Source organism: Bacillus sp. sid0103, from assembly GCF_019219025.1.
The window spans coordinates 1-24,212 of the sequence record NZ_JAHUWN010000001.1 but is presented as its reverse complement, the minus strand read 5'-3'; the positions used below and the strand labels follow the sequence as shown (position 1 = coordinate 24,212).

22 protein-coding genes are annotated in these 24,212 nt (G+C 40.4%); 17 read left to right on the top strand and 5 right to left on the bottom strand.

Annotated features, from left to right (window positions below; genetic code table 11):
* The 10 genes from KW850_RS00110 (at position 1) to KW850_RS00065 (ending at position 9,162) form a co-directional block, all read left to right on the top strand.
* The gene (locus KW850_RS00110) at positions 1-729 is read left to right on the top strand and encodes an SDR family NAD(P)-dependent oxidoreductase (RefSeq protein WP_218345560.1); all 729 of its coding nucleotides are present in this window, start codon (positions 1-3) and stop codon (positions 727-729) included.
* 38 nt (positions 730-767) lie between these two features.
* Positions 768-1,205 carry a GlcG/HbpS family heme-binding protein gene (locus KW850_RS00105; RefSeq protein WP_218345559.1) on the top strand — a complete coding sequence of 146 codons (438 nt, stop codon included), beginning with the start codon at positions 768-770 and terminating at the stop codon, positions 1,203-1,205.
* Between the two features lie 16 nt (positions 1,206-1,221).
* Positions 1,222-2,598, top strand: coding sequence for an FAD-dependent oxidoreductase (locus KW850_RS00100; protein WP_218345558.1), 1,377 nt, complete (start codon positions 1,222-1,224; stop codon positions 2,596-2,598).
* A gap of 348 nt (positions 2,599-2,946) precedes the next feature.
* Positions 2,947-3,801 (top strand): aspartate/glutamate racemase family protein, encoded by an 855-nt coding sequence (locus KW850_RS00095; RefSeq protein ID WP_218345557.1) that lies wholly within the window; start codon positions 2,947-2,949, stop codon positions 3,799-3,801.
* Positions 3,802-3,832: 31 nt separating this feature from the next.
* On the top strand, positions 3,833-4,627 hold the full coding sequence (locus KW850_RS00090; RefSeq protein WP_256358022.1) for an electron transfer flavoprotein subunit beta/FixA family protein: 795 nt from the start codon (positions 3,833-3,835) through the stop codon (positions 4,625-4,627).
* 15 nt (positions 4,628-4,642) lie between these two features.
* On the top strand, positions 4,643-5,623 hold the full coding sequence (locus KW850_RS00085; protein WP_218345555.1) for an electron transfer flavoprotein subunit alpha/FixB family protein: 981 nt from the start codon (positions 4,643-4,645) through the stop codon (positions 5,621-5,623).
* A gap of 92 nt (positions 5,624-5,715) precedes the next feature.
* Positions 5,716-5,922 carry a hypothetical protein gene (locus tag KW850_RS00080; protein ID WP_218345554.1) on the top strand — a complete coding sequence of 69 codons (207 nt, stop codon included), beginning with the start codon at positions 5,716-5,718 and terminating at the stop codon, positions 5,920-5,922.
* Positions 5,923-5,924: 2 nt separating this feature from the next.
* The gene (locus tag KW850_RS00075) at positions 5,925-6,734 is read left to right on the top strand and encodes an ABC transporter ATP-binding protein (protein WP_218345553.1); all 810 of its coding nucleotides are present in this window, start codon (positions 5,925-5,927) and stop codon (positions 6,732-6,734) included.
* Between the two features lie 315 nt (positions 6,735-7,049).
* A complete protein-coding gene (locus tag KW850_RS00070) occupies positions 7,050-7,934 on the top strand; it encodes an SCO family protein (RefSeq protein ID WP_218345552.1) in 885 nt (294 codons plus the stop codon).
* A gap of 310 nt (positions 7,935-8,244) precedes the next feature.
* Positions 8,245-9,162 carry a DMT family transporter gene (locus KW850_RS00065; RefSeq protein ID WP_218345551.1) on the top strand — a complete coding sequence of 306 codons (918 nt, stop codon included), beginning with the start codon at positions 8,245-8,247 and terminating at the stop codon, positions 9,160-9,162.
* 124 nt (positions 9,163-9,286) lie between these two features.
* Here the strand turns inward: KW850_RS00065 and KW850_RS00060 are convergent, their stop codons facing one another.
* A complete protein-coding gene (locus KW850_RS00060; RefSeq protein WP_218345550.1) occupies positions 9,287-10,171 on the bottom strand; it encodes a LysR family transcriptional regulator in 885 nt (294 codons plus the stop codon).
* Positions 10,172-10,341: 170 nt separating this feature from the next.
* Here KW850_RS00060 and KW850_RS00055 point away from each other — a divergent pair, with 170 nt between their 5' ends.
* Both KW850_RS00055 and odhB read left to right on the top strand, forming a co-directional pair.
* Positions 10,342-13,233: a 2-oxoglutarate dehydrogenase E1 component gene (locus KW850_RS00055; protein WP_218345549.1), complete on the top strand. Its 2,892-nt coding sequence runs from the start codon at positions 10,342-10,344 to the stop codon at positions 13,231-13,233.
* A 75-nt stretch (positions 13,234-13,308) separates the two neighbouring features.
* Positions 13,309-14,583: a 2-oxoglutarate dehydrogenase complex dihydrolipoyllysine-residue succinyltransferase gene (gene odhB / locus KW850_RS00050; RefSeq protein WP_218345548.1), complete on the top strand. Its 1,275-nt coding sequence runs from the start codon at positions 13,309-13,311 to the stop codon at positions 14,581-14,583.
* A gap of 126 nt (positions 14,584-14,709) precedes the next feature.
* On the opposite strand, the gene KW850_RS00045 is transcribed toward odhB, so the two are convergent.
* The 4 genes from KW850_RS00045 to KW850_RS00030 form a co-directional block, all read right to left on the bottom strand.
* Entirely contained in the window at positions 14,710-15,717 is a 1,008-nt protein-coding gene (locus KW850_RS00045; protein ID WP_218345547.1) for a FecCD family ABC transporter permease, read from the bottom strand.
* A complete protein-coding gene (locus KW850_RS00040; RefSeq protein WP_218345546.1) occupies positions 15,714-16,715 on the bottom strand; it encodes a FecCD family ABC transporter permease in 1,002 nt (333 codons plus the stop codon). The genes KW850_RS00045 and KW850_RS00040 overlap by 4 nt, the downstream gene beginning before the upstream one ends.
* A 69-nt stretch (positions 16,716-16,784) precedes the next feature.
* Entirely contained in the window at positions 16,785-17,708 is a 924-nt protein-coding gene (locus KW850_RS00035; protein WP_218345545.1) for an iron-hydroxamate ABC transporter substrate-binding protein, read from the bottom strand.
* Positions 17,659-18,504, bottom strand: coding sequence for an ABC transporter ATP-binding protein (locus tag KW850_RS00030; RefSeq protein WP_218345544.1), 846 nt, complete (start codon positions 18,502-18,504; stop codon positions 17,659-17,661). Before KW850_RS00030 ends, KW850_RS00035 begins: the two co-directional genes overlap by 50 nt.
* A 297-nt stretch (positions 18,505-18,801) precedes the next feature.
* On the opposite strand from KW850_RS00030, the gene KW850_RS00025 reads away from it, so the two are divergent.
* From KW850_RS00025 to KW850_RS00005, 5 genes are all read left to right on the top strand, one after another.
* On the top strand, positions 18,802-19,569 hold the full coding sequence (locus KW850_RS00025; RefSeq protein WP_218345543.1) for a PD-(D/E)XK nuclease family protein: 768 nt from the start codon (positions 18,802-18,804) through the stop codon (positions 19,567-19,569).
* 30 nt (positions 19,570-19,599) lie between these two features.
* Positions 19,600-20,649, top strand: coding sequence for an NAD(P)/FAD-dependent oxidoreductase (locus KW850_RS00020; protein ID WP_218345542.1), 1,050 nt, complete (start codon positions 19,600-19,602; stop codon positions 20,647-20,649).
* Positions 20,650-20,840: 191 nt separating this feature from the next.
* A complete protein-coding gene (locus KW850_RS00015; protein ID WP_218345541.1) occupies positions 20,841-21,275 on the top strand; it encodes a hypothetical protein in 435 nt (144 codons plus the stop codon).
* Positions 21,276-22,235: 960 nt separating this feature from the next.
* Positions 22,236-22,496, top strand: coding sequence for a hypothetical protein (locus tag KW850_RS00010; protein WP_218345540.1), 261 nt, complete (start codon positions 22,236-22,238; stop codon positions 22,494-22,496).
* Between the two features lie 65 nt (positions 22,497-22,561).
* The gene (locus tag KW850_RS00005; protein WP_218345539.1) at positions 22,562-24,064 is read left to right on the top strand and encodes a right-handed parallel beta-helix repeat-containing protein; all 1,503 of its coding nucleotides are present in this window, start codon (positions 22,562-22,564) and stop codon (positions 24,062-24,064) included.
* Positions 24,065-24,212 lie beyond the last annotated feature (148 nt).

Genomic DNA, 24,212 nt, shown 5'->3' with positions numbered 1-24,212 from the left:
TTGGAGTTAAAAAACAAAGTAGCCCTAGTGACTGGGGGCGGCAGGGGGATAGGCAGAGAAACCAGTATCCTCTTGGCGAAACAAGGTGCTAAAGTAGCCGTTTTTTCTGACAATGAATTGGAAAGCAGGGAAACAGCTCTTTATATAAATGATCAACTCGGAGGTAAGGCGATTGCTTTTTCCGGAGATGTTCGCTCAGAAGATGACGTCAATCGAGTGGTTCAAGGAACCCAGGAAACTTTAGGCCAGGTTGATATTTTAATCAATAATGCCGGTGTGATGCTCCTTAAACCGTTTAGTGAAACAACGGTTAAGGAATGGGACTTTGTCCAAGATGTAAACATTCGTGGTGTCTATTTATGTACTCGTGCTGTGGTCCCGCAAATGCTGGACAAGAAAAACGGTATAATTATTAATTTGTCTTCGATTTGGGGAACGAAGGGCGGTCCTGACCGCAGTGCATACATTACTTCAAAATATGCAGTCATCGGATTTTCTAAAGCATTAGGGGAAGAATTAAAGCCTTACAAAATTAGAGTGAACGCAGTTTGTCCTGGTCCTGTTGTAACAAAGATGATGAACGATCTAGCCCCAGATGTAAATAAAGACAATTGGTTACATCCACGAGATCTTGCGAATGTTATTGTCGATTTATGTTTGCCAAAAAGTGTCGCAGTGACTGCTACCGCAATTGAAGCATTTGGAAGCGGCCGACCAGTAAATTTATAAGAAATCCATTATTCGAAAAGTTGAAAGGGGATACTTACATGACAAAATTTATTCCAGCTATTGAATCAAAAAATATTAGTCTAGCACTTGCTGATAAAATGCTTGAGGCCGCCTTAGTAAAGGGAGGAGAATTAGGAATGCCGTTTAGCATTACAATTGTCGACCGTGTTGGGAATTTAAAAGCATTTGCTGCTATGGATGGTGCACCTGTATTAAGTCTGGAAATCTCACAAAATAAAGCATTTTCTGCGGCTACCTATAATAGGGCAACTCACGAATGGTACGACAGACTAAAGGATGATCCACCATTGCTGCATGGTATTGTTCACACGCCAAGACTGATTATTTTTGGCGGGGGCTATCCAATTAAAATCAATAACGAACTGATTGGCGGTGTAGGGGTAAGCGGTGGACATTATACCCATGATATGCAAGTTTGCCAGGCTGCATTAGAAGTGTTAAATAACCTCGAGTAAAAGGGTGTGATAATCAATGAAAACCTATGATTTGGTTATTTTAGGCGGCGGATTGGCAGGTATGTGTGCAGCCGTGGAGGCAGGTGAAGCGGGTGCACACGTCTTGCTCCTTGAAAAGCAGGATGAACTGGGCGGCAGTACAGTCCTTAGCTCAGGGTATATGGCATTCGCTGGAACAGACATACAAGAAAAGGCGGGAATAATCGATTCGATTGAATCGCTAATGGATGACATGAACGAGGTTGGCGGTGGTGTTAACGATCCGGCACTTGTCACGGCGTATGGTCAGCGTCAATTTGAGACATATAAATGGCTGATTGAATACGGGGTAGAATTTCGCTCCCTCGAAGCGGTTAGCGGTCACAGTGTTCCCCGGGGACACATTATTGACCCACATCAAGCAATTCAGACACTGTACAGACGGTTGAAGCAGTTGCCAAACGTGAAAATCCTTTTTAATGCCCCTGCAAGACGGCTTTTTAAAAATAAGGAGGGATGGATTGATCGTGTTTTATATGAGGTTGATGGAAAAGAACTTTTTGTACAGGCAACAAAGGGAATCGTTATTGCTTCAGGTGGGTTCGCCAAAAGTGAGGGACTTCTAGAGGAGTTTGCACCCCAGTTAAAGGGAGCGTTAAGAATTGGAGGACGTGGTAATCATGGAGACGGAATCCGAATGGCATGTGAACATGGGGCCTGGCTAAAGGATTTACCTTACTTGAACGGGACGTACGGTTTTCATCCGAGTGCTGCAGGACCTGTTAAGTCGCAAGGGTTAGCCTTCTATAAGGGAGCGATCATGGTCAACCAATTTGGTAAAAGATTCGTTAACGAGTCGATCTCCTATAAATTATTGGGAAAGGCCGCTTTCGAGCAGCCAGATTGTGTGACCTTTCAGGTTTGGGACCAAACCGTTATGGGCAAGAGCGTCCATGATGACCCTCTTTATGATTTTGAATTACTTAAACGCCGCCGTCTACTCTATCAGGCCGACACATTGGAGGAATTGGCTGACTGTATTGATGTACCACTGGAAGTCTTGGAAGAAACGATTTCCACATACAATCAAGGGGTTCAGGATGGAATAGATCCTGACTTCGGCAGGAAGACATTAACCCATAACTATGGAAAACCAACGCCGATCGAAAAAGCTCCATTTTATGCATTTGAGTCAACTGTTGCTATGCTTGGAACATATGCAGGAGTGTCAGTGAACTCAGCCGCACAGGTGGTCAATTCTTTCGGCGAGCCTATTTTAGGATTGTATGCTGCCGGGGAAGTAACAGGCGGATTTCACGGGGCAGGGTATATGACCGGGAGTTCTTTAGGAAAGTGTGCAGTATTCGGGCGGATTGCCGTCCAAGAGGCTTTGAAAGAGGTAAAAGTCAAATAATTGGTGGATTGCGAGAGTGCTTGGAATAGGATTCGCTCATAGAATTGTAGAATTCGCTCATTGAAAGGGTGGATGCGCTCGTAAAATCGGAGAATTCGCCCGTAATATTGAAGAATTCGCCCGTAAAATTTGGATTCGCCGATAGAACTAGAGAATTCGCTGATAGAACCAGAAAATCCGCTGATAGAACACAAAAATTCGCCGATTAAACTTAAAAAAATTACCGAAAGACCAGAAAAATCCACCGAACTACCCGGAAAACGTGATGATAAGCTAGTAAAATTCATCAATTCATCGCGTATATTAATAGTTTCTCTATAAAAAATACAAAAAAAGGAGGTAACTGTAATGAAAATCTGGCATCAAAGCTTAACCACGATTGACAGGGTACCCCAATATAGGGATGCCATCATGAACCACTTGAAAAAAATAGCACGCCCAGACGTGGAGGTCGTTTTGCATGGGATGTCGGAAGAGACGTATCCCACCCATTATCCCGGTCATTTTATTACTCACTCCTACTTGCAAAATCTGCACCGTGAGCAGTTCGTTCGCGCTGCCCTGATGGCTGAAGCGGCAGGATATGATGCGATGTTTATCGGGACTATTCCAGATGTGGGTCTATTGGAGGCCCGGACGTTAGTCGATATACCAGTGGTGGGTTATGGGCAAGCCTCCTTCCATATGGCTTCGATGCTCGGAGACCGAATCGGAGTGGTTAACTTTTTGACACCTTTGGCAGATGAACTTAGACAAAACGCTGCACGCTATGGTCTCGGTGAGAAACTTGGACCAATTGTTCCGCTTGAGTCAGGCTTTGATGATGTGCTTGCAGGCTTTCATAACCCTGAACAGGTCATGGCTGCTTTTCAAAGAGCTGCCGAGACAGCGATTGCCCAAGGTGCGGATGTGATTGTCCCAGGTGAAGGACCGATGAACGTATTCCTCGCCACATTTGGGATTTCTAGGATTGGGGACGTACCTGTGGTAGACTCTTTTGGCGCTGGGATTAAGATGTGTGAATCATTGGCGGATCTCAAGCGGGTATCCGGAGTTTATATGACCCGCCGCGGCTACTACAATTCAAAACCCCCAGCCGAAGCCGTTGCAAGACTGCGCGAGATGTATGGACTTGAGCCCTTCCCTAATCCGCAAAAGGAACGAGGATTGGCAGTACGAGCAGGTGCAGAAGTAAAAGGGTAAACAAATAAAAAAAACTAGAGGTGAACTAGTGATGCATATCGTCGTATGCCTAAAGCATGTGCTTGATCCGGAAATTACACCACGTTACTTTCAAATTGACCCTGAGACTAATCGTCCGGTGAGCGGAGACAACGACATGGTAGTAGACTCCTTTGCCGAAAATGCGCTTGAATTGGCTATTCAACTTCGTGATAAAACACCAGGTGCTACGGTGACTGCCGTCTGCCTGGGGGATGAATCATCTGAGGTGGTACTCAGAAAAGCCCTTTCGTTCACGGCAAATGCTGCCGTACGTGTCTGGGATGAGGAGTGGGAAAATCTCGATGGTCAGGCAGTTGGCCATATCCTTGCGCAAACAATCAAAACCCTTGGTGGTGCAGAGCTTGTACTGACAGGCTATCAAGCAAGCGATATTGAAGAGGGGCTGGTTGGGCCGGTTCTCGCCGAAGAACTCGGCATCCCCTGTTTGACACTCGTCTCTGAACTTGAATTAGATGACAAAATTGTGAAATCTACTTGTGAAGCAGAAGGCGGATATACGATAATGAGCGTTCCCTATCCAGCCGTTTTCACCATAATTAGTTCAGAGACAAACGTTCCTCGCCTCCCAAAGGTCAAGGATATTCGCCTTGCGAGGAGCAAGCCAATCACGGAATTTGAAGCAGACGATCTTGACTTAGATAATGAGCGGTGCCAACCCGGGGTAATATTAGAACGGGCCTACGTCCTTAATAGAGAGGTCAATTGTGAGATCGTCGAGGGCAGTGATGGTGCAGAGCTAGCAGCTGAATTGACTGACAAACTCTTGGCACTCAAGATTTTATAGGAGGTACGTAATCTTATGTCCAAAATACTTATCTTTGCAAATCAACATCAAGAATCGCTCACCTCGGGTACCAAGGAAGCACTGGCATTCGGCAGTCGATTGGCAAATGCCACCGCTGGGAGTGTCGAAGCTGTCATGGTTGGACCTTCGAGTACGCCTGGTGCTATGGAAGCAATTGCCTGTGGGGCTAGCAAAGTATATACCATTACAAATCCGCTCTTTGCAGAGTATCAGGTTGACTTGTTTGTGGATAGTCTATTAACGGTATTCCAACAATCTGATGCCGATATGCTGATCCTTTCCTTTGATCGAATGGGGAAAGATCTTGTTGGTCGACTAGCCACGAGCATTGGTGCATCTGCGATAACAGAAGTAACTGACTTTAGGACCGAGTCCACAATGCTTACTTGGGTCCGGCCTATTTATGGTGATAAGGCATATGGGGAGTATTCAACCACACGACCAAAGGTGGTTGTTGGTATTCGTCAAAAGAGTCAGGAACTAGCTATCCCTGATTCAACACGAACAGGTGAAATCATTTCAGTTGATTACTCTATTCCAGAGGAAATTATTTTATCGAAGTTGGTGGTAAAGATTCAATCAGCTTTGTCCGACATCCGTCTTGAGGATGCAGCTATTATTGTCGCTGGCGGGCGTGGTCTGGGCGGACCGGATGGTTTTCAAGATCTGCAGTCCCTTGTAGAATTATTAGGTGGGACTGTCGGTGCCTCAAGGGCCGCATGTGACGCTGGCTGGGTTCCCTCTAACCTGCAGGTAGGTCAAACGGGGGCCGTTGTTGCGCCAGACCTTTATATCGCAGTAGGAATTTCTGGTGCCAGTCAACATCTGGCAGGCATTACCAATGCGAAGACCGTTGTTGCAATCAATACAGATTCAGAGGCACCTATTTTTAAACGAGCTAATCTCGGCGTAATTGCTGATTACAAGTCGGTAATCCCAGCGCTTACGGAAAAATTGAAAAAAGTATTAGTTTAAGAAAAACGATGTAAGTCCTCCAGGTAGGACTTATTTTTTTATTTTCTGAAAATTTGTTACAATAGAAATACTAAATATTTATTTAAAAGGCTATGTTAAAGCTTATTTTTGATTTTGGTACCCTGTTGATCTACGTTCCAGGTGCGAAGACTCCTGCGGGAGGACGGCGAAGGGGAGACCCCGCAGGAGAGCAGCGCCGAGGAAGCTCAACGTACCGCCCGCGAACCGCACGCGCCTGGAGGGGAAATCAACAGGCAAGTTTAACAGAGCCTTACAAAAAAAGAGATAAGGAGTATTAATAATGGTATTACAACTTGAAAATGTTTCATTATTACGGGAAGGAAATTGGATTTTACAAGATGTGAATTGGAAGATTAATAGAGGCGAACATTGGGTATTATTTGGCTTAAATGGTTCAGGGAAAACCGCCATCTTAAATCTATTAAATGCTTATTATTTTCCTACAAAAGGGAAAGTTACTGTTCTTGGCATGGAATTTGGGAAGACTTATCTAAGTGAGAAATTGCGTAAAAAGATCGGATTTGTATCATCCTCACTACAAGAAAAATTCCATCAAGACGACAATGCATTTGAGGTTGTCTTGAGCGGGGCCTTCGCCTCTATTGGTCTGTATGAAGAACCGACAGATGCCATGAGAGAAAAGGCCGTAAAACTTTTGGAGACACTTGGTTGCCTTCATTATGCAAACCGAAATTACGTTAAATTATCACAAGGGGAAAAGCAGCGCGTCTTAATTGCACGTGCACTTATGGCTGACCCGGCTTTGCTCATTCTTGATGAGCCGACAAACGGATTAGATTTTATCGCGCGCGAACAACTGTTAGAATCGATTGAAACAATCGCAGAAAATCCAGATGGTCCGACATTGATCTATGTAACACATCATGTTGAAGAAATCCTGCCTGTTTTCACCAAAACCTTATTATTAAAAAAGGGAAAAGTTTTTGCAGATGGTGAGACAAAGAAATTGATATCTAGTCAGAAACTTACAGAATTTTTCAATCTCCAAGTACATGTCGATCGGCGGAACGACAGACCGATACTATCTAAGGTAGAAGTGGTTGAAAAAGAAAGACTAAAAATCTATTAATTTTGAAAATATATCCAAAGTTATCACCGAAAATAAATGAATTATTGTACCTTGTATTTATAAAAAGAGACCCATTCATTCCTACTATTCATGAATCTGATTTTTCCTCAATCGTACATAACTTGATAGTTGAAACAAAGGAAGACCAAATTCGCCACGTAATGATTGACGGCAAATGGGTTTTATTTGTTCGGAAATTGGTAACCATCGAAGAAGAAGTGATAATGTATAAAACTTCACAGATATAAAGTTGAATGTAGTATATAGTGGAAGGGAGTTGAGATATAAAAACATCTAGCTGAGAGGTTGGGTAAAATGAAAAGAATTTCTGTCTTCATAATTAGTCTTTTGATGTTATTTATTGCGGGCTGTGGGACATCCAATAATATGAAGGTGAAACTTACCACACCAAAAACATTTACTCTGAGCAAAATATATGCGATGCAATTTACGGTAGAAGATAAACAGGGAAATCCGGTCGAAGGTGCCAAGGTGAGTGCCGAATTAAATATGAAAAATATGGATCATGGAACAACTCCAGTTACAGTGGAAGAAATAGGCGCTGGCAAATATATTGGAACCGCTAGTTTAGCGATGAACGGTGAGTGGGTTGCTTCTATTAAAGTAGAAAACGATGAGCAAACGGTTGTGGACGAAAAGCCATTTACTGTCGATGCAAAGACATTGGAGAATGCCCATAAAGTAACAAAAGAGGTAACCTTACCTGATTTTAGGTTAATCGACGAGAATGGACGCTCTGTCACAAAACAGGATTTTATTGGAAAAACTGTTATAATGACGTTTACGTATATAAATTGTCTTGATCCGAATGCTTGTCCAATTTTATTAGCGAATTTCAGCAACTTGCAGCAGGATCTAAAATTGAAAGGAAACAAAACAGATCATATTTTACTTGTTTCTGTTTCGCTCGACCCCAAAAATGATACACCTGAAGCCATGAAAGAACACGCAATGAAGATGAATTTCGATCTGTCTTACCTGAAAATGTTGACAGGAGATAAGAAGCAGATTCAAAACATGGCAGACTCACTAGGTGAACATTTCAAAAACAACGGCTCCGAAGTGGTACATGACAACAAAACGTTTATTTTTAATGAGTATGGGAGGTTGACCCATGAATTTACTGGCAGCAACATTGACCGCAATGAATTATATCAAGTAATAACGTTAGAAAAATAAACAAAAGACCGCTATTTCAAATGATAGCGGTCTTTCAATATTGATTAATAATGGTGTTTATCCTAGCACCTATCCTGAAAATCAATTCATGGAATCTTATATCTACGCGGGTAAACATAAATTAGTAAAAAGAAAATTCTAATATGCGATATTAAAGGGGTGATGAACACTGCATATGTGTTCGTTGCCCCTTTTTACTTAAGATAAATCCAGGGAAATTCCAATAGATAATTCTTTCGATAAGCGAAATACCATGCTATACTATTTAAAGTTGCCAACAAAAACATCCTAGAAGGGTTGTCTAAGTAAAATGTCTAGTAGTATGTTAAAAGCTTTTATTAGTCTCTTTTTGGTTTCTGTTTTGTGGGGTTTTAATTATCCGATTAGTGCCTATTTGCTACAAGACTTTTCACCTGTTTTTTTATCAACCGTTCGAATTTGTTTTACCTCACTTTTTTTGATTATCGTTGCCTTGATTCATAAAGGAATGAAGCGTCCAACCATTTCAGAGTGGAAAATCTTAGTTTGTGTTGGAATATTTGGAACCCTGTTAAATCAAACCTTTTACTTTACTGGTCTCCATCATACAACACCGGCTAACGCTTCATTAATTATTTCCTTGGCACCAATAGCCACAATTTTATTGGAACGAATCATCTTTAAGGTAAAGTTTACGATTAAAAAATCGGCAGGAGCCATTATTAGTTTAATCGGTGTTTTTTCCATTATTGGAGTTGCAAATGGCGGTTTGGGAATATCATGGGGAGATTTAAATATACTAATCGCCATGCTGTGCCTCTCGATTAGTATATTATTTATCCGGGGTTTAGCGAGAACCATGAACACATTTAATATTACCGTTTACTCGACCGTGCTAGGAAGTGTACTGATGATTCCTGCTGCCGGAGTAGAAAATTTGGTGAGCGGCTCTGTGATCAGCCATTCTCTTTTCATGTGGATATTGTTAATTTCTGCTGGGATTTGCGCTCAAGGAGTTGCCGGCTTTTGGTGGAATAAAGGCGTAGCTAAAGTTGGCGCGGGTACAGCTTCGATGTTCATGAATATCCAGCCATTTGTTGCCATCCTTGCCTCCCATTTTATTTTAGGAAATCATATCTCACATAATCAAATCATCGGTGGTATTTTGGTATTACTCGGCGTATTTATTGCAAATATGCCATCGGTTAAAACTGTCGTTTCTACAGGGTCAAATAAAGCTGCAATGTAAAGAGTCATCCCACTTTAGGATTTCCAAATATACAAAGTAAACTCCCTTAATCGTCAGCGGGAGCAGCATAGAAAAGGGTAACGTCTAAGTGACTACGTTACCCTTTTCCTCTTCAGTGTTAAATTTAATTATCTTTCCAATCGAATTTTTCGATAAAATTTACAAACGCCTTAACAACATTCCATTCCAGAGCTTCTTTATGGTAATACATCCACGTTCTCCGCAAAATTGGATTTCCTTCTTGATCTTTTAAGTGGATTTTGTATAAGTCTTCTATCCCTTTGAGTACTCTGCTAGACAAAATGCCATAGCCTAAACCATTTATAACCATTTCCTTACAAGGGTCTACTTGATCTACTTCTATACTTATAAAAGGGGCTTGTGCATAATTTTCAGCCCACCAATGATCAATGACTGATTTTAATAAATAATCCCCTCTATATTCGATTCTAGGAAGACGAGGAAGATCCTTAATATCAAACTCATTTTTTGAAGCAATGCAGATGGTTTCCTCAAATAATTGATGTTTCGATAATCCCCGCCAGCCATAATCTCCCCGCACAAAGCCGATATGGACGTCCTTATTGTGAATAAGTTGAGTTACGTCTCTGCTCCATCCCGTAGTTACTTTGAATTCCACATGTGGATATTGCATTTTAAATAGTTTCAAAACGAAGGGAAGTTCATAATTAGCGAAAAAATTAGAAACCCCCAATTTCAACGTACCTACCACTTCATCGCTTTCGTTATTACTCATATTTTGGACACTTTCTTTAATCCTTTCATAATGAGCAAGGGCCTCTTCAGCACAATGAACAAGATATTCTCCTTGTGGGGTAAAATGCACTCCCCTGCTTTCACGGGTTACGATTTTAACACCCAGTTCTTCCTGCATATGCTTTAATCGAGTCGTTAATGCGGGTTGAGTAAGAAATAAGAGGCGAGCTGTTTTTGTTAGATTCTTTTGATGATAAAGCACCTTTAGTATTTCCCAGTCACGGTAATCCATTTTTCCTCCCATCTATCTGATATAAATATTTTTTATAGGTTAATATAATTTTTTAGCATTTTATTTATTTCAATTATTACATTATCCTTAACCTTAAGCAATTAATTATAACTTCACTAAATAATCCGAATCAAGACATATAAAGTAACACAACAATGGGGGAATTGTGAATGGGAGTACAGAAAAACCAACCAAATCCGTGGAGAAAATTCAATGGTCCAAACCTTGGCTATGTAATCGAACAATATGAACGGTACACGAACGGAGAAGACTCCATTGATCCAAAATTAAAAGAACTTTTTATTAAATGGGGTTCACCTTTGTCTTTTGAGTCAAGAGATACCGAAGAAACCTTCAATAAAGAATCTATCAAACCTAATGATTCCGTAAATATACAGAAAGTACTCAAAGTGGTAAAACTGCTTGAAGACATTCGTTCAAATGGTCATTTAGCGGCAAACATGAACCCATTAGAGGTGAATCACCAAAATCAAGAGTTGTTTCATCCAGAAAAACATGGGGTAAGTGAACAAGATTTGAAAGCGATTCCAGCTAAACTTGTTTGGGAGGAGGCACCTGATGACATTCAAACCGCATCGGATGCGATCAACCATTTAAAGAGTATCTATACCTCCACACTAGCCTATGAATTTAACCACGTCCAACATATGGATGAACGAGTATGGCTCACTCAAATGGTGGAGACCGGTTCCTTGCATCGCTCTTTATCTAAAGAAGAACAAACGAACTTGTTACAGTCTTTGACTGAGGTTGAGGGTTTTGAACAATTTTTGCATAAAACATTTGTTGGTCAAAAGCGATTTTCTGTTGAAGGGGTTGACATGCTTGTTCCCATGCTGAATGAAGCGGTGCATGAAGGTGTCGGGGAAGGAGCACATAATGTCGTGATTGGAATGGCTCATCGCGGCCGTTTAAGTGTCCTTGCACATGTATTAAACAAACCTTACAGTAAGATGTTCTCTGAATTTCAGCATTCATCCGCCAAACAACAGGGTCCGTCAGAAGATTTAGTCGACATTAGTGAGGGCTGGACTGGTGATGTGAAATACCATTTAGGACGCAATCGATTCATGGAAGGTCCTGGTAACGTTCGCGCACGTATTACTTTAGCCAATAATCCGAGTCATCTTGAATTTGTCGATCCGGTTGTCGAAGGTTTTGCAAGAGCAGCCCAAGAAGAACGAAGGAATGCCGGCTACCCTAAGCAGGATGTTAAGAGGGCGTTTGCGATTTTGGTCCATGGCGATGCAGCCTTTCCGGGCCAGGGAATTGTAGCGGAGACCTTAAATTTAAGTGGGTTAAAGGGCTATCGAACAGGTGGAACCATCCATATCATTGCCAACAACATGGTCGGATTTACAACAGATAGCCACGATTCTCGTTCGACGAGATATTCGAGTGACTTAGCAAAAGGATTTGAGATTCCGATTGTCCATGTCAATGCGGACGATCCTGAAGCATGTTTGTCAGCAGTTCGTCTTGCTTATCAATACCGAGCTCTATTTCAAAAGGACTTTTTAATTGATCTGGTTGGATACCGTCGATTTGGCCACAATGAAATGGATGACCCAGCTGTGACTCAGCCAAAAGTATACAAAAAAATTGTGAACCATCCAACTGTAAGAGCGTTGTATTCCAATCAATTGCAAAATAGAGGAATTCTCAATCAAAAAGAAGTTGAGCAAATCAATCGCAGCGTGCAAGAAATGTTGCAAGCTGAGTATGAAAAAGTGTCAGAGAAGAAGCAGAGTGAACCCTTTGCAGAAGTAGAGGTTCCGAGGGTGATCTCCAAAGGAATTCCACCGATGGAAACAAGCGTGCCACTTGATACCCTTCGTGAATTAAACCATGATTTGCTAAAATGGCCGGAAGGTTTTCATGTTTATCCAAAATTAAAGCGAATTCTGGAGCGCCGTGACAAGGCACTAGAAGAGAACGGTAAAGTAGAATGGGCGGTAGCAGAAGTGCTGGCATTTGCATCGATGTTAAAAGATGGTACACCGATTCGTCTCACTGGCCAAGATTCTGAGCGTGGAACGTTTGCGCAGCGACACATTGTGCTCCACGACTCGGAAACAAATGAAACCTATTCACCACTGCATCATCTTCCGCAAGCTCGAGCATCGTTTGCGGTTCATAATAGCCCGCTTTCGGAAGCGGCTGTTGTGGGTTTTGAATATGGATATAATGTATTTGCACCAGAAACACTTGTCATGTGGGAAGCACAATATGGCGACTTTGCCAACACAGCCCAGCCCCTCTATGATCAATTTGTTTCATCTGCAAGAGCAAAATGGGGGCAAAAATCAGGGCTTATCCTTCTGTTGCCTCACGGGTATGAAGGTCAAGGTCCGGAGCATTCCAGTGCCCGTCCTGAACGTTTTTTACAGTTAGCAGCTGAAAACAACTGGACAGTTGCCAACCTGACAAGTGCGGCCCAATATTTTCATATTTTACGTCGTCAAGCATCCATCTTAGGATCAGAGTTTGTTCGGCCATTGGTGATTATGACACCAAAGAGTCTGCTTCGTCACCCGTTAGTCGCTTCTCCTGGTACTGCTCTAAGCGAAGGTCATTTCCAAACGGTTTTGGAACAGCCAGACCTTGGAAAAGAGACAGATAAGGTAAAGCGTTTAGTGCTAACAACAGGTAAGATGGCCATCGATCTGGCCGTAGAAATCGACTCAATGAAAGAAAATCGAAACTTAGAAGAGATACACATCGTTCGAATTGAACAATTGTATCCATTCCCTAAGGAAAAAGTAGAAGCCATCATAAAGCGTTACCCAAATTTGAAGGAAATCGTATGGGTACAGGAAGAACCGAAAAATATGGGTGCGTGGCATTATATTGCCCCTACTCTATTTGATCTTGCATCCGGTAGCCTGACAGTTGGTTACATTGGGCGTCAGGAGCGTTCAAGCACGGCAGGCGGCGATCCAAGCGTTCATAAGAATGAGCAAGAACGCATTATCCAACAGGCTTTGTACTATGTAGAGTCTAGTAGATACTCAGAAACAAGAAATCGAGTAAATTACTAACAAACCATCATCAGACAAAATAATATTATCTAACATAATTGCAGACTTAACATCATACCTAGGAGGATACAGCAGATGATTGAAATCAAAGTACCAGAACTGGCAGAATCCATTACAGAAGGAACCATTGCACAATGGCTCATTAATATTGGTGATAGAGTAAACAAAGGAGATAGTGTGGTTGAGCTGGAAACCGATAAAGTTAATATTGAATTAAATGCCGAATACTCAGGTGTTATCACAAAGGTTTTAAAAGAGCCTGGTGATATTGTCGAGGTAGGCGATGTAATTGCTATTATCGAGGAGAATACGGCTGCGGGAGTCACTCAGGAAGCTCCAGCAGCTCCAGCAGCTCCAGCAGCTCCAGAAAAAACAGCAAAAGTAGAAACCTTAAATCAACAGAGTAAGAGTACCCAGCCTGAACCAGAACTTCCAAAAGCCACAAGCCCTATTGCTTCACCAGCGGCAAGAAAATTGGCAAGAGAGCTAGGAATTGATTTAAACCAAGTAAGCAGCCGAGATCCACTTGGCAGAATTAGACCAGATGATGTAAAAGCCTATACACCTTCACCTGCGGTAAAAGAAGAACCAAAGTTGGAAAAGTCCAGCCCAAAACCGGCAGTAAAACAAATAGATGAAGAGTTTGACAAACCAGTAGAACGTGTGAAAATGTCCCGCCGGCGTCAAACTATTGCTAAACGACTAGTAGAAGTCCAGCATACAGCTGCGATGTTAACCACATTTAACGAAGTCGATATGTCGGCTGTTATGGATTTACGCAATAAACGGAAAGATGCCTTTTATGAAAAACATGGTGTTCGTCTAGGGTTCATGTCTTTCTTTACAAAGGCCGTAGTCTCAGCTTTAAAGCAATTCCCGCTTTTAAATGCTGAAATTCAAGGCGATGAATTGATTATCAAGAAGTTTTATGATATCGGTATTGCCGTTGCAGCACCAGAGGGGCTGGTTGTACCGGTTGTACGCGGTGCGAACCAGAAAAACTTTGCCGAAATTGAACAAGATATCAGTAATCTTGGTAAAAAAGCTCGTGATAATGCCCTTACTTTAAATGATTTGCAGGGTGGAACATTTACGATTACAAACGGTGGCGTTTTCGGTTCGTTAATGTCAACACCGATCTTGAATAGCCCGCAAGTGGGGATTCTCGGTATGCATAAAATCCAAACAAGACCAATTGCGATTGATAGTGAACGAATGGAAAACCGCCCGATGATGTACATTGCCCTTTCTTACGATCATCGAATTGTGGACGGAAAAGAGGCCGTTAGCTTCCTAGCCACCGTAAAAGAATTATTAGAAGATCCACATTCGTTATTATTAGAGGGGTAAGAGTTTCAAATATATTGATTCATAAAATGAGAAACAGACCTTTTAGGTCTGTTTTTGTTTGTTTTATCAGAAATATACAGATTGGGCAGGTATGAAGATCACCTAAATATCTGGATTCATTGTTTCTTATTTTTTTAATAACAAATACATAAAGTACGGAGCACCGATTAAGGCAACCATTATACCGGCTGGAATACCATTGGGCTCTATCAAATTCCGTCCAATTGTATCTGCGATGAGTAAGAGCCAACCGCCTATTAGAATCGCTAGGGGAATAAATAGTTGATTTCTAGGTCCTACCAATGCTTTTGCTATATGGGGAGCCAGTAAGCCGATAAAGGAAATTCCTCCAGTAACTGAAACGGCAGAAGCAGCTAGGGCCACGGCTGTTACTAGTAAAACGATCCGTTCCTTTTCAATCGAAACTCCAACACCGATGGCTACAGGCTCACTTAGTCCGAGAAGATTCAATCGATTAGCTTTGAATAATGTGTAGGGAATTAGAATCAATAACCAAGGTAAGAATGCCCAAATAAAAGGCCAATCGGTACCCCAAATATTCCCTGCTAACCATTTAGCAATAAAATCAACTTTTTCACGTTCGGCAGATGAAATCAGGACAATCATGACCCCAGAAAGTGCCATCGAAAAACCAATTCCGACCAGAACTAATCTAACCGGCTGCATGCCAGTATTTCTTTTATATGAAAATAGATAGATAAGTGCGGCAGTTAGTATCGCACCGAAAAAAGCAACAAGGGGAAGCACATAAACAAATGAACCTGCTTCGATTGGAAAAAACAAAAAGAAAATGGTAATAGCAACACCTGCTCCAGAGTTTATCCCAATAATACCAGGGTCAGCTAGATCATTTCTTGTGATTCCTTGTAAAATAGAACCAGATAAGGCCAAGGCCATCCCTGCTAACAATGTAATAATCATTCTTGGTAAGCGGATAGAAAATAATACAAAATCCTCTTTAAACGTTCCATGTCCGAGAAGACTTGGAATGAGTCTGTCATAGGATAGGGAGGAGTATCCTATACCCATGCTTATAATACTTGAAATCAATATGAGTCCTAGTAAAATACATAAAAGCAATCGCTGTTTTTTTAATAAAGTAGGCTGAATCATGAAAATACTCTTCCTCCTTTACGGACAATAACAAGGAAGAAGGGCAAACCCATTACAGCCATTATTGCAACGATTGGTGTTTCGTAAGGAGCATTAATTGTTCGGCCAAGGGTATCAGCAAAAAGCATAAAAGTGGCTCCAGAAATAGCGGACATTGGAATGATGAAACGGTAATCCGTTCCGACGATTGCGCGAATCAAATGGGGTACCATTAATCCGATGAAGGCCATATTCCCGACAAGTGCCACAGATGCACCAGCTAATAGAATGATCACTATAAATAGAATTGTCTTAATTTGAGTTGTTTTTTGCCCTAATCCTACGGCAACTTCTTCATTTAAACTAAGAATAGTCAGTTGTCTGGAGAGAAGCAGTGAAACTAGTATCCCAATAATAATAAATGGGACGATGATTTGAAGCTGTTTCCAAGACGTCCCAATCATCCCTCCTGAATTCCACATGGAAACATTTTTGGAAACTTTGAAATAAATCCCAATTCCTTCTGCAACTGCATAAAGGAAGGCAGAGACCGCTGCTCCAGCTAAAACAATTCTAAGCGGAGAAAAGCCGCCTTTCTTTATGGAACCGATACCAAAAACCATCAATGTTCCAACAGCAGCTCCCACAAAACAAGCGATCGTCAAGCTGAAATAATTGGCAGAAGGGATAAACGCAATGGTTATGGCAAGTGCCGCATTCGCACCAGCTGTTAATCCAAGTAAACCAGGATCTGCTAGTGGATTTCTCGTCAGTCCTTGCATGATCGCTCCTGAAACAGCGAGTGCGGCACCAACAAAAATGGCTGCTACCGCTCTTGGAAATCGGATTTCAAGGAGCATTAACGTGGCATTGTTGGACACGTTTGAAGTAAGCGCCAGCCAGACATCCTTGATAGTCGTATCTGCCGCTCCAAAAACGCAGGCAGCAATCGTCATACCGATAAATACAAGAAGACCGGCAATGATTTTATATACAAAGGGGAAATTTTCTTTTGTCATCAGTCTCTCATCTTTTCTTTCCTAGAATAAGGGAAGAGGGAATTCTTCATAAGAATCCCTCATAGGTTATTAGTTTCCGAGAAATGACTTCTTAAAAAAGTCTAATTGCTTATCTAATGTAACTGGGTCACTAAAGGAGGCACCGTTTCCATTTAATTCAAAGACACGATTGTTTTTAACCGCTGGAATATTTTTGTACGTTTCTGTTTCTTGGAATGAGTGATCCGCATTAGCATATTTACTAAGTATCACATAGTCCCCGGCATACTCAGGAAGTACCTCTGCTGAAATCGTATAGTAGCCAGATTTCAATGCCATTTCCTTCACCTTATCAGGCATTTTCAAATTCATGGCTTGATATAAGATTTCCGTTCCTCTTGCCCAGTTATTACCGAATACATATAGATCCTTATCATAAGCTTCGATGACTGAAACCGTTGCATCTTCACCAATTTTTGAACGAATTTCGTCTCCAACGGTTTTTGCACGTGTTTTGAAGTCATCAACCCAAGCTTGGGCTTCTTTCTCTTTATTTAACAGCTTTCCGATTTCTATGTGTTGGGTTAAATAATCGGCTTTCCCCCATGTATAAGTTACAGTTGGAGCAATTTCTTTTAATTTATCAAGGTTTTTAATATTGGATAACCCAATAATTAAATCCGGTTCTAATTCAATAATTTTTTCTAAGTTTTCATCAGATACTTCAGCAACATCTTTTAATTCTTCTTTAAAAGTGGGGTTATTTTTAGACCAAACATCAACTCCAACGATATTTACACCTAAATCGATGACATTACCCGTGAATCCTGACAGCAAAATGACACGTTTTGGGTTGGACGGGACTTCGATTGGACCATTTTCTGATTGATATGTAATGGTTTTTGATTGCTCTTCTTTTTTAGGTTTACTTTCTTCTTTTCCTGAAGTCTGGCTACTGCAGGCACTAATAATTAACACTAAGAGCAGGATAAACGGGTATAGCAGTTTTTTCATTTTGATTTTCTCCCTTTAATAAGTTATAGGTAATACACATTAGTTTATTTGTACGTGGATCTCTTCCAATTTGGGCATCAATTTGAAACACCCTTTTTAAAACCTCGTGAGTCATTACCTCCTCACAATTTCCAGCCTTAATGATGTAGCCCTCTTTCAGAGCAATCATATAGTCAGAGAAACGCGCAGCATGATTTAAATCGTGAAGGACCATGACAATCGTTCGATCCTGTTCGATGTTCAACTTTTGCAGGAGTTCTAGTACTTCCAGTTGATGGGCCATATCTAAATAGGTGGTTGGTTCATCCAGAAAAATGATGTCCGTTTCTTGAGCAAGAGCCATGGCAATCCAAACTCGTTGGCGTTGGCCTCCAGATAAGGAATCGACTGAACGAAACTTAAAGTCTAGTAAACCTGTGACTTCAAGTGCCCAGTCAATAACTTCATAATCTTTTTTCGTTAAGCGTCCAAAGCCTTTTTGATAGGGGAAGCGGCCATAGGAAACGAGTTCACCCACTGACATCCCACCAGCACTTTCAGGTGATTGGGGGAGAATGGCCATTTTTTTTGCAAGAATCTTTGTATTTTCTTTTGAGATATCTTTCCCATCCAACAAAACGCTTCCAGATTGCTGCGAAATTATCCGTGTGATTGCTTTCAATAATGTAGACTTCCCGCAGCCATTAGACCCGACGATAGTTGTAATTTTTCGATCGGGTATTTTCACACTGAGATTTTTAACAATCAACTGTTCACCATAGCTAATGTTTAAATCATCTGTATATAACCGAACCATTATTGGCCTCCTTTTATACAAGAGTAAGTAAATGATAATGATTATCATTTTCATAAATAACTATATTCGGTTGATTTAGTTGTTGTCAATAACTAATTTTTTAGTTTTTTAGAGGATCCATGTGGAAAGGATAGGGAAATCGTTGATATGACTGAAAGATACAGAGAATTTAATAAAAAAATTCTAAAAAATAAAAAAAACATTTGATATTGATAATCGTTATCAATTAAAATAGAGTTAAGTGATAATATTTATCAATTAGCGGAGTTGGATTTATGATATAGGAGGGGTTTTGACATGAAGAGCCATATGAAAGCAATGAAATATATGACGGAGGAAAATTTAAGAGGTTTCATTACTTGTCCGTATAAATTTTATTATGAATATATTGAGAAGAAAAAACTCCCAAAGGACTGGAGACATATGGTTCAACAGGTTGTAAATCATGTCGTCTTTTCTTATTTTCGACTCCCGATCGAACAGCGATCAGCAGCAAAGATTCTTTCATTGGTAGACCGATATTGGATCAACATATCTCCTCAAATATTTGAATCTAGAATTCAGTATTATACGGTAACAGCTAAAATTACCGATTACTTAATGCAAAATTTGACCATAGAAACAGATTCAACCCCACCTTTATTTTTATTTGAAAAATTTAAATCCAATATACAAGAACTAGATATGGATATCTCTTTAACGATTGATGTGGCGGAATGGTCCAATTCCTCCATTGTTGTAAAAAAGTACTTAGTCGAGGCAGAACCAGACATGCTAATGCTTTATAACCATTTAATCGCAGTATTTTCGAAGAAGGTGTTAAATAAAATCCCTGACAGAATTGAAGTGACAACTTTATTGGACGGAAAAAAGCATACATTTTTTCCTACATCTGAAAAAATTGAAGAAAGCATTCGTTATTTGCAGGCGATGAATCATTTTCTAGGTAATTCTTCAAGTTTTAATGAGGTATACAACGAAGATGATTGTGGAACTTGTCCTTTTGAACATGTCTGTAAACGTGATGCTCGAAATGTGAATGAATCGACTACATATTTTTCATAAAAAGATTTTCTTGGCAGGGAGTGTGCAAAGATGGAGCAGCAGGAAGTATTTGATGTGACCGTAATTGGCGGGGGACCAGCAGGGCTTTACTCGACTTTTTATAGCGGACTTAGAGAAATGAAAACAAAGTTGATAGAATTCCAGCCGCAATTAGGTGGGAAAATTCATGTTTATCCAGAGAAAATGATCTGGGATGTTGGCGGGCAAACGCCCATTCCAGGAGCAAAATTGATTGAACAGCTAATTGCTCAGGGATTAACGTTTAATCCAACAGTAGTCTTAAACGAAAAGGTTGAGTCGATTACACGTAATGAGGCAGGAATTTTTGTCTTAGAGACTTCCTCCGGACAGAAGCATTATTCAAAAACAGTCATTGTAGCAATCGGAAGTGGAATCTTGACCCCTCAAAAGCTGGAGATAGAAGGCGCGGAGAGATTTGAGGTATCAAATTTAAACTACACAGTGAAGTCGTTAAAACATTTTAAAGATAAAACCGTCATCATCTCAGGGGGTGGTAATACGGCCATTGATTGGGCTAATGAGTTAGAGTCGATTGCCAAAAAGATTTATGTGACGTATAGAAAAGAGGCATTAAAAGGTCACGAGGCACAAGCAACACAGTTAATGAAAAGTTCTGCTGTTTGTTTATTTCACACCTCAATTACCAAACTGATTGCCAGCAGCAATCATGATTCTATTGAAATGGTAGAACTGACAAACCATGTTTCAGGAGAGGTTTCTTATTTGCCGATTGATGAAGTAATTATTAATCATGGGTATGAACAAGATGCCACATTAATAGAAAACAGCAGTTTAAATATTAAGCTAGCAGACAATTATTATATTGCTGGTAATTCTGTAAGTGAATCATCCGTAGAGGGGCTTTATGCTGCTGGTGACATCCTTATGTATGATGGTAAGGTTAATTTAATAACAGGTGCATTCCAAGATGCAGCAAACGCAGTAAATAAAGCGAAACAATTTATTCAGCCAGACGCAAGTAAAATCGGGATGGTCTCTTCTCACAATGATCTCTTTAAGAAGCGCAATAGGGAATTAGTGAAACAAATGATGAAATAAGCAAATCTAAACTCTTTGTTGCAAAAGTCCGTCTTCTGATATGCCCTTCAAAAAATGATACAAGGGGAAAGGTATTTTATGTTACATCTATTTGGTTCGATATATCTCTTCCATGATCACGTCAACTTGACGTGATTCTTTTTTGCTTCCATTTTATTGCTATAATACAATGAAGTTAAGGGGTGATAAAATTGAAAGAAATAATTCTTATGCTTACTGACCTTTTAAATAATATCCATGATTTTATTCAAATATATGCAAGTAATTATTTAAATCTTGGTTTAAATGATAAAGACTTACACTTTTGGATTATGGGTATTATCGGCATCTTTGTGTTTCTTATTGTACTTATTTTGTCTAAATTAATATCAAAAATGCCTTTTGGAATCACAATTCTATCTTTTCTCTATACTTTTACATTCATGGTAGTTTTAGTATTTGCAATAGAAATACAACAAGCAATTACTAATAGAGGTAACATGGAATTCCAAGATGCTATCGTGGGATTATGGGGATACGTTGTATTTTTCTTAGGCTTCACAATAATTTCATCAGTCAACATAATATCTAAAAGATTTTTAAATCGACTTCTTAAAAATAGCGCTAGTAAAAAAGATAATTTATAAACATTCCACCTTAGAGCCCCTTTTTGGGAAGGGCTTTTTCCAAGCTTTAGGTCCTCGTTCTACAATGCGGTGTTCTTTATTTCCATTTAACCAAGCCTTACAGTCAGACAAAAAAACACTGATATTAAGTATCTCTTACCGGAAAGTAATATCCGACAGAAATGCAATAATATCAGTGTTTTAAAGGTTTTACGTCCCAGAGAGGATTCGAACCTCCGACCTACAGTTTAGGAAACTTTACGTTATGTCTTCGTTAATGTCATCGCATTGTCATTGCGTTAATTGAGCGCATGATTGACCGACAGTGTGATCGTTGGTCCTACGGCTTAAAATTTAATAACCAACATACGCTATTTTGCCGAATAGTCAGCGGATTGTCAAACGATGTAAAAATTCCGTGTTTAAATAACGTAAACCATTGCGTCACCTTAACGGGTGGCGTTTTATTAATATATACCCATGCGAAAAGGGATACCATAACCACCAATAGGTATTGACGGACTTATTTGTTGTAAAGGGAATTGGATTCCTCCCATAACAATTTGATGAGGGTATGGTCCATTTATTATTTGATGCCAGGGTCCGTAAATCGTAGTTGGGTGTCCATGATAGATAACACCGTCTATTCCAGTTATTATTGTTATCAATTAATCATCACCATACTTAAGTGAATTTTATATAACATACTTTTTAAAGAAATAGGGGAGTTTGTCTTCCTTAAAATTAGGCTTAAACAGGATTTGTCAACGCGGCACAAGGTATCGGTAGTTGGATAGATAGTATCCGGAATGACAAAGGGTTTCAGGCTAAGACGACTTTATTCGGACAGGTGAAGTGGGTTATCCATGACATTTTCGATAAGTTCATCGAATGGCTAGACGGAGGCGGCAGTAAACAAATTGCCAAAACCGTCGACAAATTATTTCAGTCGCTGACTGCGGTGTAAAAAAGGCAATAGAGATGATCAAGGATAAGAAGGGCGCTGCGCACGCTAGCGGTTTAACACGTGTACCATACTACGGCTATCAAGCGACACTCCATAAAGACGAACGAGTTTTGACTCCCGAAGAATCGAAAGTGTACAACGAAGGAAAAGGCGGAAACGTATTTAATTTCGGAGGCATTCATATTAACGGATCCGGATCGTCGGAGAAAGATGCGAAAAATGTACTCGAATTAATCGTTAAACAAATAGAATCAGCTGGCTTAGCTGGCGCGTAAGGGATAGTAGCCGGTACCTCGTGGCTGGCTTGTCCATATTATATAAAAAAGGGGGGATTTACGTAATGGCGACAAATAAAACGGATTTTTTAAAGTTGAACGATTGGGTTGGGACTGACCCATTTAGACCTGAAGAACTTAACGCGAATTTTCGCACATTAGACGCAAAAGCAAAGGATCATAATGACAGAATCGATGGTCTTTCAGTAACACTCCAGGATGTAGACGGAAAAGTGGACAAGGTTTCGGCCGATTTAACGGGTAAAGCAGACAAGTCCGAAGTCACTAATCTAACGACGCAATTGGCAGGTGTAGCGATAAAACTAGACACAAAAGAGATTAACGTATTAGCTCCTCCTGCTCCATTTGTGGCTGCAAAAGGGGATGGGGTAACGAATGATTCTGCTGCCATACAAAACATTATTGACTCGCTATCTAATAAGGGAATGAGATTATACTTTCCTTTAGGAACATATCTCATCGGCAACCAACTAAATTTGGTGAGTAAATTGCACTTAATCGGGGCAAAAGGAGCCGTTTTCAAGCTAGGAACCACTTCAGGCATGGTAGACATTACTTCCCGAAGCGATATTGTCTTTGAAAACATTATTTTTGATGGAAATAATCTAGCTTTAACAATTGAATTACTTGGTTTCTTTACCTCTAATAATATTGTACTGGACAAGTGTACCTTCAGAAACGTGAAACACCATGCGATTGTGTCCTATGAAACGAGTCTGCTTATGCGGGATTGCGTATTAACAGACATCACAAAAGAAGCCATCCGTTTAGATTCTACGAAACCCGCAACGATTGAACGAACAACGATTACTAATGCCACAAATGCAGGGATTGAAGTCGCAAATGGCGGCTCCGTAAAATACGTGAGTAATATTTTCCGTCATAATGTCATTTCCAATATTACATCAACAGGTGGTACAGGTGAAAATGGGAACGGGATTGTTGTTGACAAGGTGAACGGCGCATTAATCACACACAACGTCATCAGTCAAACGGCACGGTCGGGTATACGACTCAATAACAGTGGCGATACAGTGGTCAGTTCTAATAGGGTCAACAATGCAGGAGATTGGGCCATTTATGCGGAGTTTGGTGGGAACAACGTGGTCATTAGTGACAACCTCATTCTCGACTCGAACGGAGGAATTAGCTGCACGAATTCCAATGTAGGCGGAAAAGTAATGACGGTATCTGGCAACATCTTGAGAAACATTACAGATACAGCGATTGATATAGAGGACAGTACCGTTGTTACGTGCAATAACATCGACGGAGCCGTATGGGGAATCCGCATGGGTTGGGGCGCTTATGGAAAGAAACTAATTGTCACTTCAAACATAATTGCCGACACTCGGACAATACCTCTGTTAAAAGTGGGGATTGTCGTGAACAAAAACGTCCTGAATACCGATTTCATCATCGCTCAAAACATCATCAGAAACTTTATCAATTATGGTATTTGTGGGGCAGATTTATCCGTTAGTCCAATCTTAACAAATACACCTGCGTTCGCCATAACAGCGAATAACATTCCTGCTCCATACTAAAAAGAAGAGGTCCTTCGTGGGGAGGGCACTGAAAAAGTCCAATATCTAAATTAGGCAGTTGAAAGTTTCAATTGAATTGAACTTTCAACTGCCTTTTTAATTTATAATTAATGATATTAAATGTATGTAGGTGATTTCCAAAATGATC